The 16,770-nt window shown below is 54.8% G+C and carries 15 protein-coding genes; 7 read left to right on the top strand and 8 right to left on the bottom strand.

Annotated features, from left to right (window positions below):
• Positions 1-68 precede the first annotated feature (68 nt).
• Complete coding sequence (locus CA264_RS18290; RefSeq protein ID WP_025608845.1) at positions 69-1,484, top strand: thioredoxin-like domain-containing protein; 1,416 nt, start codon at positions 69-71, stop codon at positions 1,482-1,484.
• Between the two features lie 168 nt (positions 1,485-1,652).
• Here CA264_RS18290 and CA264_RS18285 read toward each other — a convergent pair whose 3' ends face one another.
• Entirely contained in the window at positions 1,653-2,207 is a 555-nt protein-coding gene (locus CA264_RS18285; protein WP_025608844.1) for a DinB family protein, read from the bottom strand.
• Positions 2,208-2,443: 236 nt separating this feature from the next.
• Here CA264_RS18285 and CA264_RS18280 point away from each other — a divergent pair, with 236 nt between their 5' ends.
• The gene (locus CA264_RS18280) at positions 2,444-3,136 is read left to right on the top strand and encodes a hypothetical protein (protein ID WP_025608843.1); all 693 of its coding nucleotides are present in this window, start codon (positions 2,444-2,446) and stop codon (positions 3,134-3,136) included.
• 32 nt (positions 3,137-3,168) lie between these two features.
• Here CA264_RS18280 and CA264_RS18275 read toward each other — a convergent pair whose 3' ends face one another.
• From CA264_RS18275 to CA264_RS18265, 3 genes are all read right to left on the bottom strand, one after another.
• On the bottom strand, positions 3,169-3,723 hold the full coding sequence (locus CA264_RS18275; protein WP_025608842.1) for a Crp/Fnr family transcriptional regulator: 555 nt from the start codon (positions 3,721-3,723) through the stop codon (positions 3,169-3,171).
• Between the two features lie 229 nt (positions 3,724-3,952).
• Positions 3,953-4,237, bottom strand: coding sequence for an acylphosphatase (locus CA264_RS18270; RefSeq protein WP_025608841.1), 285 nt, complete (start codon positions 4,235-4,237; stop codon positions 3,953-3,955).
• 178 nt (positions 4,238-4,415) lie between these two features.
• Positions 4,416-4,850 carry a hypothetical protein gene (locus CA264_RS18265; RefSeq protein WP_025608840.1) on the bottom strand — a complete coding sequence of 145 codons (435 nt, stop codon included), beginning with the start codon at positions 4,848-4,850 and terminating at the stop codon, positions 4,416-4,418.
• Positions 4,851-5,171: 321 nt separating this feature from the next.
• On the opposite strand from CA264_RS18265, the gene sdaAA reads away from it, so the two are divergent.
• From sdaAA to CA264_RS18250, 3 genes are all read left to right on the top strand, one after another.
• Positions 5,172-6,083, top strand: a complete 912-nt coding sequence (gene sdaAA / locus CA264_RS18260) for an L-serine ammonia-lyase, iron-sulfur-dependent, subunit alpha (protein ID WP_025608839.1) — start codon at positions 5,172-5,174, stop codon at positions 6,081-6,083.
• A gap of 178 nt (positions 6,084-6,261) precedes the next feature.
• Positions 6,262-7,233: a porphobilinogen synthase gene (hemB, locus tag CA264_RS18255; RefSeq protein ID WP_025608838.1), complete on the top strand. Its 972-nt coding sequence runs from the start codon at positions 6,262-6,264 to the stop codon at positions 7,231-7,233.
• Between the two features lie 206 nt (positions 7,234-7,439).
• A complete protein-coding gene (locus CA264_RS18250) occupies positions 7,440-11,204 on the top strand; it encodes a S8 family serine peptidase (RefSeq protein ID WP_036777260.1) in 3,765 nt (1,254 codons plus the stop codon).
• A 187-nt stretch (positions 11,205-11,391) separates the two neighbouring features.
• On the opposite strand, the gene CA264_RS18245 is transcribed toward CA264_RS18250, so the two are convergent.
• From CA264_RS18245 to CA264_RS18230, 4 genes are all read right to left on the bottom strand, one after another.
• Positions 11,392-11,769 carry a co-chaperone GroES gene (locus CA264_RS18245; RefSeq protein ID WP_025608836.1) on the bottom strand — a complete coding sequence of 126 codons (378 nt, stop codon included), beginning with the start codon at positions 11,767-11,769 and terminating at the stop codon, positions 11,392-11,394.
• A 16-nt stretch (positions 11,770-11,785) separates the two neighbouring features.
• Positions 11,786-12,313: a hypothetical protein gene (locus CA264_RS18240; RefSeq protein ID WP_025608835.1), complete on the bottom strand. Its 528-nt coding sequence runs from the start codon at positions 12,311-12,313 to the stop codon at positions 11,786-11,788.
• Between the two features lie 95 nt (positions 12,314-12,408).
• Positions 12,409-13,614 carry a homogentisate 1,2-dioxygenase gene (locus CA264_RS18235; RefSeq protein WP_025608834.1) on the bottom strand — a complete coding sequence of 402 codons (1,206 nt, stop codon included), beginning with the start codon at positions 13,612-13,614 and terminating at the stop codon, positions 12,409-12,411.
• Between the two features lie 234 nt (positions 13,615-13,848).
• Entirely contained in the window at positions 13,849-15,510 is a 1,662-nt protein-coding gene (locus CA264_RS18230) for a S41 family peptidase (protein WP_025608833.1), read from the bottom strand.
• A gap of 235 nt (positions 15,511-15,745) precedes the next feature.
• On the opposite strand from CA264_RS18230, the gene ruvX reads away from it, so the two are divergent.
• Positions 15,746-16,162 (top strand): Holliday junction resolvase RuvX, encoded by a 417-nt coding sequence (gene ruvX, locus CA264_RS18225; RefSeq protein WP_025608832.1) that lies wholly within the window; start codon positions 15,746-15,748, stop codon positions 16,160-16,162.
• Positions 16,159-16,728, top strand: coding sequence for a peptide deformylase (gene def / locus CA264_RS18220; protein ID WP_025608831.1), 570 nt, complete (start codon positions 16,159-16,161; stop codon positions 16,726-16,728). The genes ruvX and def overlap by 4 nt, the downstream gene beginning before the upstream one ends.
• The last annotated feature ends 42 nt before the right edge of the window (positions 16,729-16,770 follow it).

Below are 16,770 nucleotides of genomic sequence, written 5' to 3'. Positions count from 1 at the left end.
TAAACAAAACCCGCTGCAAACCTGTAACAGATAAAGCTACACCCACAAATCGAAAACAGACTGACACTATGCTAACCGGACGCGTAAACGCACCAGAGATCAACACAGAGTATGGCTGGCTCAACACCGACAGGAGTTGGTCGATCAAGGATTTTGAAGGTAAGATTGTGCTGCTGGACTTCTGGACCTTTGGCTGCATCAACTGCCAGCACATTGTCCCGGACCTGAAGCGGCTGGAGGAGGAGTTCTCCGATATGCTGGTGGTGGTGGGGGTACACTCGGCCAAGTTCGACGCCGAGAAGCAAAACGAGACCATCAGGCAAGCTATCCGGAAATTTGGCATTGAGCACCCGGTGGTCAACGATGCCGACTACAAAATTTGGGACCAGTATGGCGTGCGCGCCTGGCCCACCATTGTACTCATAGACCCTAACGGAAAAGTGATTGGGCAGCATGCCGGCGAAGGCGTGTACGACACCGTGCAGCCATATATCCGGAAGCTACAGGAAGAGTTTAAGGAGGTACTCCACCACGAGCCGGTTCATTTCCACGTGGAGCAACCGGCACAGACGACACTACACTTCCCGTCCAAGCTGATCTGCGACGCAGAAGGCAACATTTACCTCTCCGACAGCGGCCACAACCGCATTTTAAAGCTAGACCAGCAAGGCCAGGTGCTGGAAGTGATCGGCAGCGGCGAGCAAGGCTTTGGGAACGGCAGCTATACAGCAGCTACTTTTTACGAGCCTCACGGCTTGGCCCTGCACGGAAGTATACTATACATAGCCGACGCCAAAAATAACGCCATCCGCAAAGTTAACCTTGAACATAAAACGGTGGAAACGGCCGCTGGCACTGGTGAACTGGGCTACTATTTCCTGGATGACAAGCTGGACGAGCCTGTAAACCCCAACAGCCCCTGGGACCTGCTCATCTACGGAAACAGCATGTTTATCGCCAACGCTGGCAACCACCAGATTCTGCGCATGGACCTGGAAACGGAAAGTGTGTACCGCTTTGCCGGCAGTGGCCGCGAGGCCCTCACCGACGGCCCCCTCCGCGAAGCCGCGTTTAACCAACCCAGCGGCCTGGCCAACAACGGGCCGGTGCTCTATGTAGCCGATGCCGAAGCCAGCGCCATCCGCACCGTAAACACCGAGACAGGCATGGTGCTTACTCCCTTGGGCAGGGGCCTGTTTGACTTTGGCGACATAGACGGCGACACAGATGATGCACTGCTGCAGCATTGCGTAGGGGTGGAGAACATCGACAGCGATGTTTATATAGCAGACACATACAACGGCAAAATTAAAGTACTGGACCTGCAGCGCCGCCGGGTACGCACCCTCACCGACGGCTTGCACGAACCCAACGACCTCATGTTCCTAAACGGCCAGCTTTGGGTAACCAGCACCAACAGCCATCAATTGTTCACAGTTGACATCACTACTGGAGAAAAGCAGGAGGTTGTGGTGAGGCTGTAGCAGGTAGCTTTACCCCTCTCTACTCTCCAAGCCCTGCTAAGGGAACGTGGGCCAAACCTTTCCGAAGCGGCGCTGGCTGCTACTCTGCAGCTACACCATAAACTGGTAGCGAAGCCTTCTGTAAACTGCAGTTACGCCAGCTTTTGCCAGAGCATCCTGGCTAAGACCCTATGCCACTGCCTGCTCCAGAAGCAGCTGTTTTACCCGCACGGCCTGCTGCACGTGCCGCTCCTGGTGCACAACCACGAACTCCAGCGCCTCCCCTATCCGCAGGTGCAGGAGCTTAAAGAACTCTACCGGTACCGCACTTTTGTTGAGGTTGGCTTGCCCGGCACTCTGCAACAGGTCGAGCAGTTCCCTCTGGTGCTGCAAAAACTCCTCTACCGTGGCACGGCCCAATGCGCTGTTGCCGGGGTTCATGTGCTTTGCCGTTTTGTACTTCTTCTTATTCTGCGGCCGCACCATCTCTAACGACTTTTTGCCCAGCCAACTGTAGCCTATACTTTCCACACAGCTTGCGGCAGGGTGACCTGCGACGGCTTTGGCAAGGGCAGGGTTGTAGTAACGGCTGTAGCGGTTCAGGTGCTCCAGGCACTCCAATATGCTCCAACTAGCGGGAGAGGGCTTAAAGTTGAGGCTGCTCAGGTCCAGCGAAGCGAATTCGGCAGACACAGTTTCTCGCAGGCTCTCAGTGGTCCGGAAAAGTTGCTCCAGTGTGCTCATCGTATTTCATAGTTTATATTGTACACCACAAAGATACAGCAGGTTATAGCTCCCAATCCTTGATCGAAATCAAGATTTATACCTTCTCAATTCTATACAGCAAAATTTGGAGTTAGTGCAGGGACTCTCTCTTTCCTCGCACACTATCTACATAAAAGCTCTTTTTATTTGAAAATGATACAAAAAAATATATATTTCATGTCATAACCATTCACACCATTTTACTCAAAGCATAAATGAAAAAGAACTTATCAAAGTTAGTCCTAACCTTGGCAGCCGTCTGCTCCTTTGCTCTTTGTACAGCAGCACAAGGTGTCAACATCACTATTGATGGTGAGTCTATGCAGGCGTTCGGCAGAGACTACAATCATATGAAGGGATCGCCTTTTTTGTTCGAAGACTGGGTTAAAGGCACTGTTAAGCTCACAAACGGAATTGTGTACGAAAACGTAAGTCTTATGTATGATCAGGTAAAGGATCAATTGATCTTTAGCACAGAGGATGGGAAAAGCTTTTCTTTTATGTACCCTGTTTATGAATTTACCTTACAAAAGGAAATAACCAGCACAGTTACTGATGAACGAAAGTTCAGAAGTGGCTTTCCTCCTGTTGATGGTGCTAGTGCAGGAGCTTTTTACGAAGTGTTGAATGATGGTGAAACAATATTATTAAAAAGGGCCTCTAAGGCTATCGTAGAAGAGCGCCCCGATGGCTCCATTGTAAAAGAGAAGCTAATCAAAGAGAGTGTTAAGTACTATATTGCTTCGCCTGATAAAATGGTAAAAATAAATAAAAGCAAAAAGTCAATACTTGCTGCTTTTGAGGCCCCAAAACTACCTCAGGTTGAAACGTATATCAAGACAAACCGCTTGAGCCTCAAAGAGGAAGGGCACTTAATAAAGGTTCTGGCATATTACAATACCCTTTAATTTCCTCGGCTGCCTCTAAAACTAATCAAGATTTATACCTTCAGCCGGCTCAACGTTTCCGGCGACATGCGCAGGTAGGAGGCGATGTACTTCCTGGGGATGTGCTGAAACAGGTGCGGGCTACGTTGCATCACCCGCTGCAGGCGCTGCTCTGGTTCAGGCAGCAGCAGGTCTACCTCCCGCTCAATCTTGCCCAGCAGGGCCTTCTCCAGTTGTTCGTACCAAAACAGCCTGATGTTTGGCCGCTCTTCCATCAGCTGCATAAAATCAATCTTGCTGATGCCGAGCAATTCACTCTTTTTCAGGGCCTGTATATAGTACGCAGAGGGTTTGGCATCCACGAAGGAAGGAAAAGAAACAACCAGTGTGTTAGGATAGGCAAAACCTACGCAGATATCCTCGTCGGGGAGTGGGTAGTAGATGCGCAGCGCACCGCTGTTGACAAAGTATAAACCTTGCTCCACCTGCCCCTGCCGGATCAGGAAGGCGTGCCGGTTCAGCAGCACCCGCTTCTTCCAGAGCGGCTCAAAGGCGGCAACGTCTTCCACCGTGAAGTATGGGACCTGCTGGAGAAGGGCATGAAGCATAGGGGAAGGCTAAATCGTTAAGTAAGAAGCATGGCATTTCTTCCTGCACAGCACCTGTCGCCTGTTCTGCCTTCCTTATGTAAAAACGCTACAGAACGGCAGAGACAAGTGCTTGTACTCCTAAATTTACGGAAAGAGTTGCTGACCGGCACAGGGGAGGGCCACTATGTTACATTATACTTTCCTGCCCCCTTCTCCAATACCGAATGCAGGTAGCGCCACTTTGCCCCTACCTCCGCTGCTCAAACTTGCCAAACCCGTTGAGCTCTTCCTTCTCCTCCACCTCTACCTTCTCCACCCTTGCGCGTTTCGGGCCTTCGTGCGCCCACTGCTCCAGCTTCTGAAGGGCTTCAGGGGCTCCTTCGGCTTCCATATAAACCGTGCCATCGCGCTCGTTCTGCACGAAACCAGTCAGCCCTAGTTCTTCGGCTTTTTCTACCGTGCTGACTCTGAAAAACACGCCGTGCACCTTTCCATGCACCCGCATGGCTACTCGCTTTTTTTCTTTTCCCATAATACCAGTTTTCTGTCTTGCCAGCTCTGCGCCTCATGCCTAACGTACGCCTTTTAACTATTTCTGTTAACAGGCTCCGTAATACTGCCGGTAGGCTACAGCGCATTGCAGCTGCCATAAAGTACGGCAACCACCCCGGCCAGGGCGGCTGCCGCAGGTGCTGGTTCAGAATGGAGTACTACGGCCGGGTAGCGTACGAACGCAGTTCAGCCAGCCCGTGGCGGTAGCTGAAGTCGTTGAGCAGGCGTACAAACTCCGTCCGCTCCTGCTCGCTCAGGGCTGTAAAGAAAGCGTTATCAGTTTGCCGCTGCACCCGGAACAGCCCGTCCTGCACAGTCAGGTTCACGCTCACTTCGTAGGGGTAAAGCTTGTAGCGGTTGCGGAGGGCTTTCCAGTACTTTACCGCCAGGTGCGTTCTGTACTTGCCCAGCGGGGCATCGGCGGGCAGAAAAGGGAAGTCGCTGTGGCTACACTTGTTTTCGCTGAGCAGGTGCACCACGGCCATCACCTTCAGGCGGTCGTCGCTGAACGGAGGCACCGGTTCCTGGGCGTAGCACGCCCTATACCCCAGGGCCAGGCACAGTGCCCACAGCAGCAGGTTAATTTTTCTCATAGTTTTATAGGCGTACAGGTTCGTAGTATGCTGATAACCAAAGCATAACAGTGAGCAAAAGTATAATACAAACCCCTGTAAATCAGCAGTATTAAAAGAATTATTGTAAGCGCACCGGCCCGGCGAGGCAAACGTATAAATTACAGGGCAAGCATGCTGTTGCTGTAAAGCAGAGAAAACGCCAAAAGCAGGTACCTGGCACCGAACATTTCCTATGCCTGGCTTTGTTATGGTTTGGGTCATCTGAAAGCCTGATCTAAAAAATAGCTAACTTTAGCGCCCCACGTCGCTGGGGTTACGAACGGAATTAGAAAAAATACTATGTCATTACTATTCACTGATTTTAAGAGCTGGGAAAAGCATTGTGCCGAGACAGGCGAACCGCTTTACCAACCTGTGCTGGAGTACGAGGTCGAGCAGAAGGGCCGCAGCGAAGCATTTATATGGGAAAATATTGCCAACGCCTTTGAGGTGATGAAAGATGCCGTGCAAACCGGGCTGACGGAGGACATGAAGTCGCGCTCAGGCATGGTGAACAACAGCGCCAAAAAAGTGGCTAAGTCGCCGGTTACGGTGCTCTCGCCGGAGTTTCAGCTGCTGGTAGCGCGTGCCCTGGGCGCCAAGGAGGTAAACTCCTGCATGGGCCGCGTGGTGGCTGCCCCTACGGCGGGGGCCTCGGGTATTTTACCGGGCACACTGACCACCCTGCAGGAGCTGCACGGGCTGGAGGACCGGCTGATACACGAAGGCCTGCTCGTAGCAGCCGGCATTGCCCTGATTATTGAGCAGAACGCCTCTTTGGCCGGTGCCGTGGGCGGCTGCCAGGCCGAAACAGGCAGTGCCGCCGCCATGGCCGCAGGTGCCATTGTGTACTGCCTGGGCGGTGACGTAAAGCAGGTGTTTAATGCCGTGGCCATTACCATCCAGTGCATGCTGGGCCTGGTGTGCGACCCGGTGGCGGGGCTGGTAGAGGTGCCTTGCATCGTACGCAACGCCAGTGCGGCCGCCATCGCTTTCTCTTCGGCACAGCTAGGCATTGCGGGCGTAGACCCCGTAATACCGGTAGACCAATGCGTGGCAGCCCTTGGCGAGGTAGGCGAAAGCATGGAGCGCAAGTATAAAGAAACCGCTGAAGGTGGTTTGGCCAACACCCCGAGGGCCCGCGAAATAGAGAACTTTGTGCTGGTACAGGATGTGGAGATCCTGCCGGACGAGGACGAGGCAGACAGTTAGAAGCCAAGCCCGGAAGCACGAAGGAACGCCACGAAAGCCGCCTTTTGCTCTTCCGGGGCACAACACCACCTTCGACAGACACCGCGGCCGCCGCTATAAACACACAGCAATTCTGCCATTTAAGCCGTACCTTTGCAGCGACTTAAATCAGAATGCTTTTCTGTAAAACGATAAAGATATGATCAGAAGACCAAGACGAAACCGCCAAACGGAGGTATTACGCAACCTGGTGCAGGAAACTACGCTTAGCGTAAACGATTTCATATTCCCGCTCTTCGTAATCGAGGGGCAAAACCAGCGTGTGGAGGTTGCTTCTATGCCCGGTATCAGCCGTTTCTCCATCGATACGCTGCAGGAGGAGATCGCTTCCTGCGTTGACCTGGGTATTAAGGCGTTTGCCCCTTTCCCGAGCATCCCGGAGCGCCTGAAAGATAAGTATGCCACAGAGAGCCACAACCCAGACGGCCTCTACGCCAACGCGATCCGTGAGATCAAGCGCAACTTCCCGGAGGTGGTCCTGTTTACTGATGTGGCAATGGACCCCTATAGCTCCGACGGCCATGACGGCATTGTGGAGAACGATGAGATCCTGAACGATGAATCGCTGGAAGTGCTGGGTAAAATGGCCCTGGCGCAGGCGCAGGCAGGTGCCGATGTTGTTGCCCCGTCTGATATGATGGACGGCCGCATAGGCCATATTCGCCGCGTGCTGGATGAGCATGGGTACCAAAAAGTTGGCATCATGAGCTATGCAGCAAAGTATGCGAGCGCCTTTTACGGCCCGTTCCGCGATGCCCTGTCCTCCGCCCCTAAGAAAGGCGACAAGAAAACCTACCAGATGGACCCTGCCAACAGCCGCGAGGCATTGGTAGAGGCAGAACTGGACATAGCTGAAGGAGCAGACTCGCTGATGGTGAAGCCTGCCTTGGCTTACCTAGACATTATCAAGGCCCTGCGCGAGCGCTCCAACCTGCCCATTGCCGCCTACAACGTGAGCGGTGAGTACGCCATGGTAAAGGCCGCTGCCGAAAGAGGCTGGATTGACGGGGAAAAGGCCATGCTGGAAAGCCTGCTAAGTATAAAGCGCGCCGGCGCCGACATCATCCTCACTTACTTTGCCAAAGAGTTTGCACAGTCTCTGAAGAAGTAAACGCACTACAGCAGCTGCCATTTTTCGAAAGCGCGCCGGTTTGTTACCGGCGCGCTTTTGTTTTTCCCGCTGTTGCCCCGCCTGCCTCTCCCTAACCCGATGGCACACAAAGAGCTGTATTTATCTGCGGCAGCAGGAACGTCTTTGGCTTTAATCGACTTTAATACCTATATTGAAAGATACAACACCTCTACCGGTTTACCTTTATGAGAAGATTGCGCCTTTGGTTTATCGCCCTTGGTTTGGCGACAGGCACTACGGCATTTGCACAGCATAACAGCCTTACTCCCAAGGCCAACACAAAAGCGCTGCAACGTATTGCCACCTCTGCTGAGAAAGATTATAAAGCGAACCGGGCCAGGGCACTGGAGCTGGCGCGTGCGCGGGGCTGGGTGATAGAGAAGAAGTACAAAGACGGTTCGTTTATCTCGCTGCAGGGGCTGGATGCCAAAGGCATGCCCATTTACTACATTACCTACAACAACACCAGCGCGGCGGCAACCACCAGAACAGACCAGCTTTGGGCAGGCGGCTCGCTGGGCCTGAGCCTGAGCGGCAGCGGCAACAGCATTGCCAATAAACTTGCTATCTGGGATGGGGGCGGTGTGCGCACCACGCACCAAGAGCTGGCCGGCCGGGTTATCCAGAAAGATAAACCTTCGGAGCAGGATGACCATGCCACCCACGTGGCCGGCACCTTGATTTCCGGTGGCATCAACGCCCTGGCCAAAGGTATGGCCTTCGGCTATAAAACGCTGCAGGCCTACGACTTTAACAGCGATGACGCCGAAATGGCCGCTGCCGCCAAAGACCTGCTCATTTCAAACCATTCCTACGGCAGCATAGCCGGCTGGCGCTATAACTCCGACCGGGACGGGACCGACAAGGACCCTTACTGGGAGTGGTGGGGCAACCCTGAGATAAGTAAGGAGGAGGACGTAAACTTCGGCTATTATAACGAGGATGCTGCCACCTGGGACGAAATCGCTTACAACGCGCCCTATTACCTCATCGTGAAGTCGGCGGGCAACAACCGCGGCGAGCGTGGCCCCGAAGTGGGCAAGCCCTACTACCAGCGCAACAGCAACGGCTCCTTTAAGCTGGTGGGGGCACGCCCGGAGAACCTTAGCAGCAACGACAGCTATGATGTGGTCTCCACGACGGGTACGGCTAAAAACATACTGACGGTAGGTGCCGTGGCCGCTATCACAGAGGGTTATAATCAGCCTGCGGATGTGAGAGTTACAGACTTCAGCTCCTGGGGCCCCACAGATGACGGCCGTATAAAGCCAGACATAGTGGGTGACGGAGACAAAGTGCTTTCGGCGGTGGCAAGCAGCGATAGAAGCTATGAGGTGCTGAGCGGCACTTCTATGGCCGCTCCCAATGTGGCAGGTACCCTGCTGCTGCTGCAGGAGCACTACGCCGCCCTGAACAGCGGCCGTTTTATGCGCGCCGCCACCCTGAAAGGCCTGGCCATACATACCGCCGACGAGGCCGGGGCTGAGAACGGCCCGGACTACGTTTACGGATGGGGGCTGTTAAATGCGGAGCGTGCCGCCAGCCTCATCACCAACGGAAAGGCAGCCCACGTGCTGCAGGAAAAAGAACTGGCGCAGGGCACCACACAAACGCTGGAGGTAGTTGCCTCGGGTGCCGGCCCTCTGAAAGTTACCATCTCCTGGACAGACCCCAAAGGAGGTATCGTTTCGCTTGGCTCCACGGCGCTTAACAACCGCGCCCCAAGGCTGGTAAACGACCTGGATGTGCGCGTAACGGGCAAAGGCAAAACGTACCAGCCCTGGATCCTGGACCCTGCCAAGCCGTCCTTAGCAGCCAAAACCGGAGACAACACAGTAGACAATGTGGAGCAGGTACTGCTAACGGATGCCGTGCCCGGGGAGAAGTACACCATTACTGTTAAGCACAAAGGCACTCTCAGCAAAGGGCCTCAGGCGTATACCCTGCTGGTAAGTGGCGTGGGTGGCGCTGCTGTATGCGCCAGTACGCCAACTGAAAGCGAAGGGCCCAACATCACGAAGGTAACTCTGGGGGCGCAGTCCAAGAGCATTGCGGATGAGTGCGCCACTTACCGCGACGTAACAGGCACTGTGTTCGGCTTTGAGCCAAGCCAGACAAAACAGCTGCAGCTGCAGCTGGGCTCCTGCGGTGCCGCTGCAAACAAAGTAGCCAAAGTGTTCATAGACTGGAACGGCAACGGCAGCTTTGCAGATGCCGGAGAGGAAGCGGCCGCATCTGGTGTGCTGGCCGGAGAGACTGCATTTACAGCACCCATCACCGCGCCGGGCTTTGTACAGGAAGGCAACACGGTGCGCATGCGCATAGTAGTGCAGGAAACCAGCAATGCCGGCGCTGTCACGGCCTGTAGCAGCTACAACCGGGGCGAAACACAGGACTACCTCATCCGATTTGTAAAGCCGCAGCGTGACGTAGCCCTCACACGGGTAGAGCCTGTAGGCACCTTGCTGTGCGCCACCGCAGAGCAGGAGGTTATGGTTACGCTTCGCAACAGCGGCCTGGCGGAGCAGCAAAACATACCGGTACAAGTACGCGTGCTCAAAAACGGGCAGGAGCTGACGACGCTGACAGGCGTGTTTGCCGGCAAGCTGGCTCCCTTTGCCCAAGCGGAGCTGCTGCTCAACGGTGCTTTTGCCACAGAGGCGGGCGCTACCTACGAACTCGTGGCACAGGCAGCGTTAGCCTCCGACGCTGTAGCGGGCAATAACCAACGCGGCTACACTTTTACTGTTTCGCCTGATGCAGCTGCCCCCGCAGAAGCCTCGGCTTTCCGCTGCGGCTCTGACCCGATGTATACGCTGTCGGCACAGGGCGGCGGCACACCGTACTGGTACAGCTCCGCCACCAGCACAACACCGGTGGCGGCAGGCAACCAGATACAGGTGCCGGTTGCGCAGCTGGGCACGGCACTTTATGCTGCCTTCGATGATTTTGCAGGCACCGTAGGCGTCGCGAATAAGAATGTATTTGCTAACGGAGGCTACAACCAGTTCAGCCCCGATGTGATCGTATCGACACAGGCCCCTGTGGTGCTGGAGCAGACGCGGCTCTATATTGGGCACAGCGGCAAAATCACGTTCACCGCATACGATAGTAACGGGGCACCGGTGTCTTCCCGCACGCTGCATGTAACGGCTACACGCACAGTACCTGCCGAAGGCCCACAGCCAAACGACCCCAACGACCAGGGCCAGCTGTACTACCTGGGCCTGCAGCTTCCGAAAGCCGGCACCTATAACATTGCGATCTCCTATGAGGGCGGCGCCACTATTTTCCGAAACGATAAAGGCGTGCAGGGCTATCCTTTCAAAGCCTCTAACGTCTTCTCGATTATCGGCAACACTGCCACCACAGCTTCGCAAGGCTACTATTACTACTTCTACGACTTAAAAGTACGCTCCCTGGGATGCCCTGGCCCACGTGTGGCTGTAACTATCAAGAGTGGCACCCCGATTGAGCAGCCTGCCGTGACACGCAACGGGCAAGCGCTTGTATCCACTGCCCCGGACGGCAACCAGTGGTACCTGGACGGGGAGGCGGTAAAAGGCGCCACCGGCCAGAGCTTTACACCTGCCAAAAGCGGCAAGTATAGCGTGATAGTCTTTAAGGATGGCTGTATCTCGGATATGTCGCTGGCATTTAGCTATGAACTGGAGAGTGCCGAGCGCAATGCAGGGCCAGAGCTGATGGTGTTCCCTAACCCAAGTGCCGACGGTAAGTTCAGCTATACCGTGGAAACCAACGCGCCCGAAGACCTTACCCTGACGGTAGTGGACCTGCTGGGCAAACAGCTTTACACAACTGCCGTGAAAAATGTAAACGGGCAGCACAAAGGCGAGTTCGACATCTCGGCCTGCGCCAATGGCCTTTACATCGTGCGCCTGCAATACGGCGACCGCACCTACACCCGCAAGGTGATGATCAGCAGATAACCTTTAGTTTGAAAGGCCGGCACCTTACAGAGCCGGCCTTTTTTGTAGCCTGTACTGCTCAGGTCTGCACTAACAGCCTCACCGCTTCGGCGCAAGGCTTGTGTAACCGAACAGAGAGGCTACCAACGCAAACGGCCATACCTGCATGCAGGTATGGCCGTTTGCGTTGGTAAAGTAAAAGGGCGCTTTACAGGTCCTCCTCCCGCACCAGCATCAGCACCGCCGACTGGGGCACGATAAAGTACTTCTCACCAAGGTAGTTAATCTCGATGGCGTCGCGTTGCAGGTAAATGGCCAGGTCGCCCTCTTTAGCTTGCAGCGGGATGTAGCGCACCTCTTCCTCCTCCTGCCCCCACGACTCCTCGTCGTAGCCGAAGTCGGCAGGAATCGGGTAGCCGGGGCCTACCTTCATGATGTAGCCCTCCTGCACCTTCTCCTTTGCCTGCACGCCTGGCGGCAGGTACAGGCCGCTTTTAGTCTGGTCGCGGGCGGTCTTCGGCTTTATCAGCACGCGGTCGCCCACTATGATGATCTTCTCCAATTTATTCTCTTCTGAAATCCTCATCTGTATTGTATGCATCTTATAAAGGATCTGCGGTTACTTTAAATCGCATATCGGCTTTGATGGTAATATCTTCTGCTATCGGCTTCGAGATCTCGGCCTGCGTGCGGATCGTGTAGCTGTTGCCCTTGATGTACTCATCCAGTTTGGCATTGGTCGATTTCAGCTTCAGCACAGTAGTACCGGCGGGCACCTCGTCCAGGTAGGCGATCTTTACCTCCGGCTGCTTCTCACTGGAAATGTATAGCTCAATACGCTTCAGGAAATCGAAGTTCTGTGTTTCAGGCGCTGTTATCGTCAGCTCCAGCCTGTTCAGGCTCACGTCCTTCACCAGCCCGGCACGTGTCTTATTGTTTTTGAACGTCTCCTCTGAGTTTGTGGTGACGGTAAATGGTGTGGCCGGGATAAGGGCACCTAAAGGAAAACCAGACTCGATGGCAAAGGTTTCCTCTTCCTCAATGTAAAAGGTTAGCAGGTCATCGATCTTTTCACAGGCAGTGGCTACTACGACAAACAGCAGCACGAGCATCAGCAGCACTCTCTTCATCAATGGCAAGTATAAAGGGTATAAAACACTTACGGCGGGAGAGGCCGGAGCCAGAGCCCGCCTTTCCCGCCGTAAGTTACAAAACTAGCAGCAGTTTAGTCAAACATATCTCCTTTGCGCACGTTGCCGTCGCCATGCTCGTTCCAGCTCATCGGGTAGTTCTCGTCCAGGTACGGCAGGGCATCCACTGTTAAATGCAGCGGCTTAAAGGTATCGATCATCACGGCATACTCCTCTGTCTCCTTTTTGCCGATGCTTGCCTCCACGGTGCCCGGGTGCGGCCCGTGCGGAATACCGCCCGGGTGGATGGTAAAGGAGCCTCGGTCCACGCCTTTGCGGCTCATAAAGTTGCCCTCCACATAGTACAGCACCTCGTCGGAGTCTACGTTGGAGTGGTTGTACGGCGCCGGGATAGACAGCGGGTGGTAGTCGAAAAGGCGCGGCACAAAGGAGCAGATCACGAAGTTGTGCGCCTCAAAGGTCTGGTGCACCGGAGGCGGCTGGTGGATGCGGCCCGTGATCGGCTCAAAATCCTTTATGTTGAAGGCATACGGGTAAAAGTAGCCGTCCCAGCCCACGGCATCGAACGGGCTGAAGTCATAGTAGAACTGATGCAGCTCCCCCTCCTTCTTCACCTGTACCAGGTGCTCACCCTTATCGGTCTCGGTGATGAGCTCCACCGGCGGGCGCATGTCGCGCTCACAGAACGGTGCATGCTCCAGCAGCTGCCCAAAGTGGTTGCGGTAGCGGCGCGGCGTCTCAATCGGGCTAAACGACTCGATCACCAGCAGCCTTACCTGGCTGTCGCTCTTGTCGAAGCGGAACTTGTGGATGACCGTGCGCGGGATAACGAGGTAATCGCCGGGGCCAAACGGGATGCGCCCCATCTGGGTGAGCAGATCGCCGGTGCCGTCGTGCACGAACACCACCTCATCGGCCTGGCCGTTCTTGTAGTAGTAGTCCATCTCGTGCTCCGATGGGTTGCAGAGGCTGATGGCTACATCGTTGTTGAACAGCATGGTTTTGCGGGCGCTGAGGTAGTCAGGGCCAGTGGCGTTTACCTCCACGGTGCGCAGGTGCTGCGGCGCCAGCTTTACGCCCTCGGCTCTTTTCGGCGCGAAAGGCCTTGGCTCCCCGATGCGGCTGATCTGGGTGGGCGGGTTAATGTGGTACAGCAGCGACGAAACACCACTGAAGCCCAGCGTGCCCACCAGCTGCTCTGCATAGAGGCTGCCGTCGGGTTGCCGGAACTGTGTATGCCGCTTGTGCGGGATCTCTCCTAATTTATAGTAAAAGGCCATGTATGATTAGTTTTAAGGTGTCGTTGTATTATTCATATCTCGTAGCACGGCTCTGTTTTATAAACTTTTGGTAAAAGTCTTATCAGGGCATGTGATCATCTCCCTACCCCCTTCCCCAACTGGACATCCTCGGATGCGGGTATAAGAAGGGCAACTATTATTAGAAACTTTTGTCCTTATGTCACCGCATCCTTTATCAAAGAATCCTGATGCTTGCCACGAGGTACGCTAACGCTACATACTTCCTGCGGCCAGGCCCTGGGCCCGGCTAAAGTGCTTGAGCGCCTGCTGAAACTCCTCGTCTGACTGGTGCAGCACCGGGAAGAAGCCGCTATTGCCGTACACGCTGCGCGAGATAAACGCCTTCAGGTTGTTGCGAAGCAGGTTCTTCGACCGCCTGAACTCTGCATCGTTATAGGCCACACCGGAGGCGCGCGCCATCTGCACCACATCCTGCAGCATTTTATCGGTTACTTCAAAGCTCTTGTTAAACTTCTCGAAAGGCATTTTCTCCAGCTCCTTGCGGTGCTTCTGGTAGTACTCCAGGGTATACTCCCGGATGATGTTCTTGTTATACAGCTGGCTCAGGTACTCCGACAGCTCGGTGGTATCGCGGGGCACGAACACATCCGGCATAATGCCGCCGCCGCCGTACACAGGGCGGCCCTTCAGTGTTTTATACTTCAGCGAATCCACAAACAGGCTGCTGTCCGGGTGGAAGTACTCGCCGTTCTCGAAGCGGTTCAGGATGTCCATCTGGTAATCCTCCATCCCCTCGCCGTACGGTTTCTGGATGGAGCGCCCGCTTGGCGTATAGTAGCGCGAAATGGTCAGGCGCAGTTCGGAGCCGTCGTTCAGCGGGATCGGCATCTGCACCAGGCCTTTGCCAAAGGAGCGACGGCCTACAATCAGCGCCCGGTCATTGTCCTGCAGGGCTCCGGCCACAATCTCAGAGGCCGAGGCGCTGCCCTCATCCAGCAGCACGATCAGCGGGCCATCCTCAAAAGCGCCCTGCTCCTCCGCAAAGGTCTTGGAATCGTACTTGTCGCCTTTGCCATCGGTGTACACGATCATCTTGTTGCCAGACACAAACTCGTCGGCCATGCGGATGGCATGGTCCATGTAACCGCCGGGGTTGCCGCGCAGGTCCAGTATCAGCTGCTCCAGCCCTTTGCTTTTCAGGTCCAGCAGCGCCTCCTGAAACTCTTCGTAAGTGGTGGCCGAGAAGCGGCTCACTTTGATGTAGCCGGTCTTCTTATCCACCATATAGCTCACATCCACGGAGTAGGTCGGTATTTTGCTGCGCTCGATGGTGAAGGTGAGCGGCTTCTTCACCGCCTCGCGCTGAATGGTCAGGCTTACCTTGGTACCCTGCTTCCCCCGCAGGCGCTTAAAAACGCCCTCGTTGTTGATTCCCGTGCCGGCCACATTCTCGCCGTTTACCTTAATGATTTTATCGCCGGCCTGTATACCAGCCGCCTCCGATGGGCCGCCGCTCAGGGGCGTGATGACATAGATCGTATCCTTAAAGATGTTGAACTCTACTCCGATACCCTCAAAGTCGCCCTCCAGGTACGAGCGGGCCATGGCCAGTTCATCGGCTGGAATGTATGCGGTGTGCGGGTCCAGCTTGTGCAGCATTTCGGTGATGGCGAAGTCAGTGAGCTTCTCAATATCCACAGTGTCCACGTAATCGCGGTCTATGTAGCTGAGGATGTCGCGGAACTTCAGGTAACTTTTGGCGGTGCCCTGCGGGTTGTTTGAGGACGGCGCGAAGGTTGTGGCCCCCAGGAGCACGCCCACTACCAGTGCCATGCCGATAAACAGCGGCAGCTTTATCTGAAAAGGCGAGTTCCGAATCTCCTGTCTTCCATCCCCTTGCTCCATCTTATCCATAGTTCTTAAATAAATGTTCGGTAGGCCGCCACAGCACGCGCACGGCAAGTAGTGCAACAAATTACCTTAAATATACTGAAGGGCTCTATATCTATACAAATACAAAATTGTTAAAGTTGCGCCACGCTTTCGCTCCCTGCCTGTGTTAGCCGCGCAAAAAGCAGCCGCAACTATCAGATTAAGAATTAATCCGTTAACTTTGCAGCCTTAACCGCTGCTACGGCACTTTATACTTATGGCGAGGATTTTAGGGATTGATTACGGGACAAAGCGCGTGGGGCTGGCCGCTACGGATACGCTCCAGATTATCGCGAGCCCGCTAGAAACCGTTCACGCCAAAGATGTGTTAACATACCTAAAGGCCTATGTGCAGCGCGAGCCGGTAGAGGCTTTTGTGCTGGGCATGCCCAAGCGCCTTTCCGGCGAGGCCACGGATGCCACGCAGCATGTGGTGGGTTTCCAGCGCAAGCTGCTCAAGGAGTTCCCAGGCATCCCGGTGCACATCATCGATGAGCGCTTTACCTCCAAAATGGCGCAGCAGGCCATGCTGGCAGGGGGCCTTAAAAAGAAAGACCGGCAGGACAAAGGCACCGTAGACCGCCTGAGCGCCGCCATTATTTTACAGTCGTATTTAGAAAGCAGAAGTATATGATTTACCCAATTGTTGCCTACGGCGACCCCGTACTGAAAGAGGTAGCCGAAGATATTCCGCAGGACTACCCGAACCTGAAAGAGCTGGTGGAGGACATGTATGCCACCATGTACCATGCGCACGGCGTGGGCCTGGCAGCCCCGCAGATCGGCAAAAGCATTCGCCTCTTCGTGATCGACTCCGAACCGATGATGGACGAGGGCGACGAAGGCAAGGGTGTGAAGAAGGCCTTTATCAACGCAGAGATTGTAGAGGAAGACGGAGAAGAATGGGGCTTTGAGGAAGGCTGCCTGAGCATACCGGGTGTGCGTGAGGTGGTGTACCGCCCGGAGCGCATCGTGATCCGCTACTTTGATGAGGACTGGAACGAGCACGAGGATACGTACGACGGCATGACGGCCCGCGTGATCCAGCACGAGTACGACCACATCGAGGGTGTCCTTTTCACGGACCTGGTGTCTGGCCTGAAAAAGCGCCTGATCAAGAACAAGCTCTCCAAAATCTCAAGGGGCGAGGTAGACGCAGACTATAAGATGAACTTCGTGGGCTTATCCAAGAAGCGCTAAGCTAAAGCTATACTTTAGAAGATACAAAAACCGCCTGCTGCA

Source organism: Pontibacter actiniarum (genome assembly GCF_003585765.1).
GTDB lineage: Bacteria > Bacteroidota > Bacteroidia > Cytophagales > Hymenobacteraceae > Pontibacter > Pontibacter actiniarum.
This window is presented reverse-complemented; position numbering and strand designations above follow the sequence as displayed.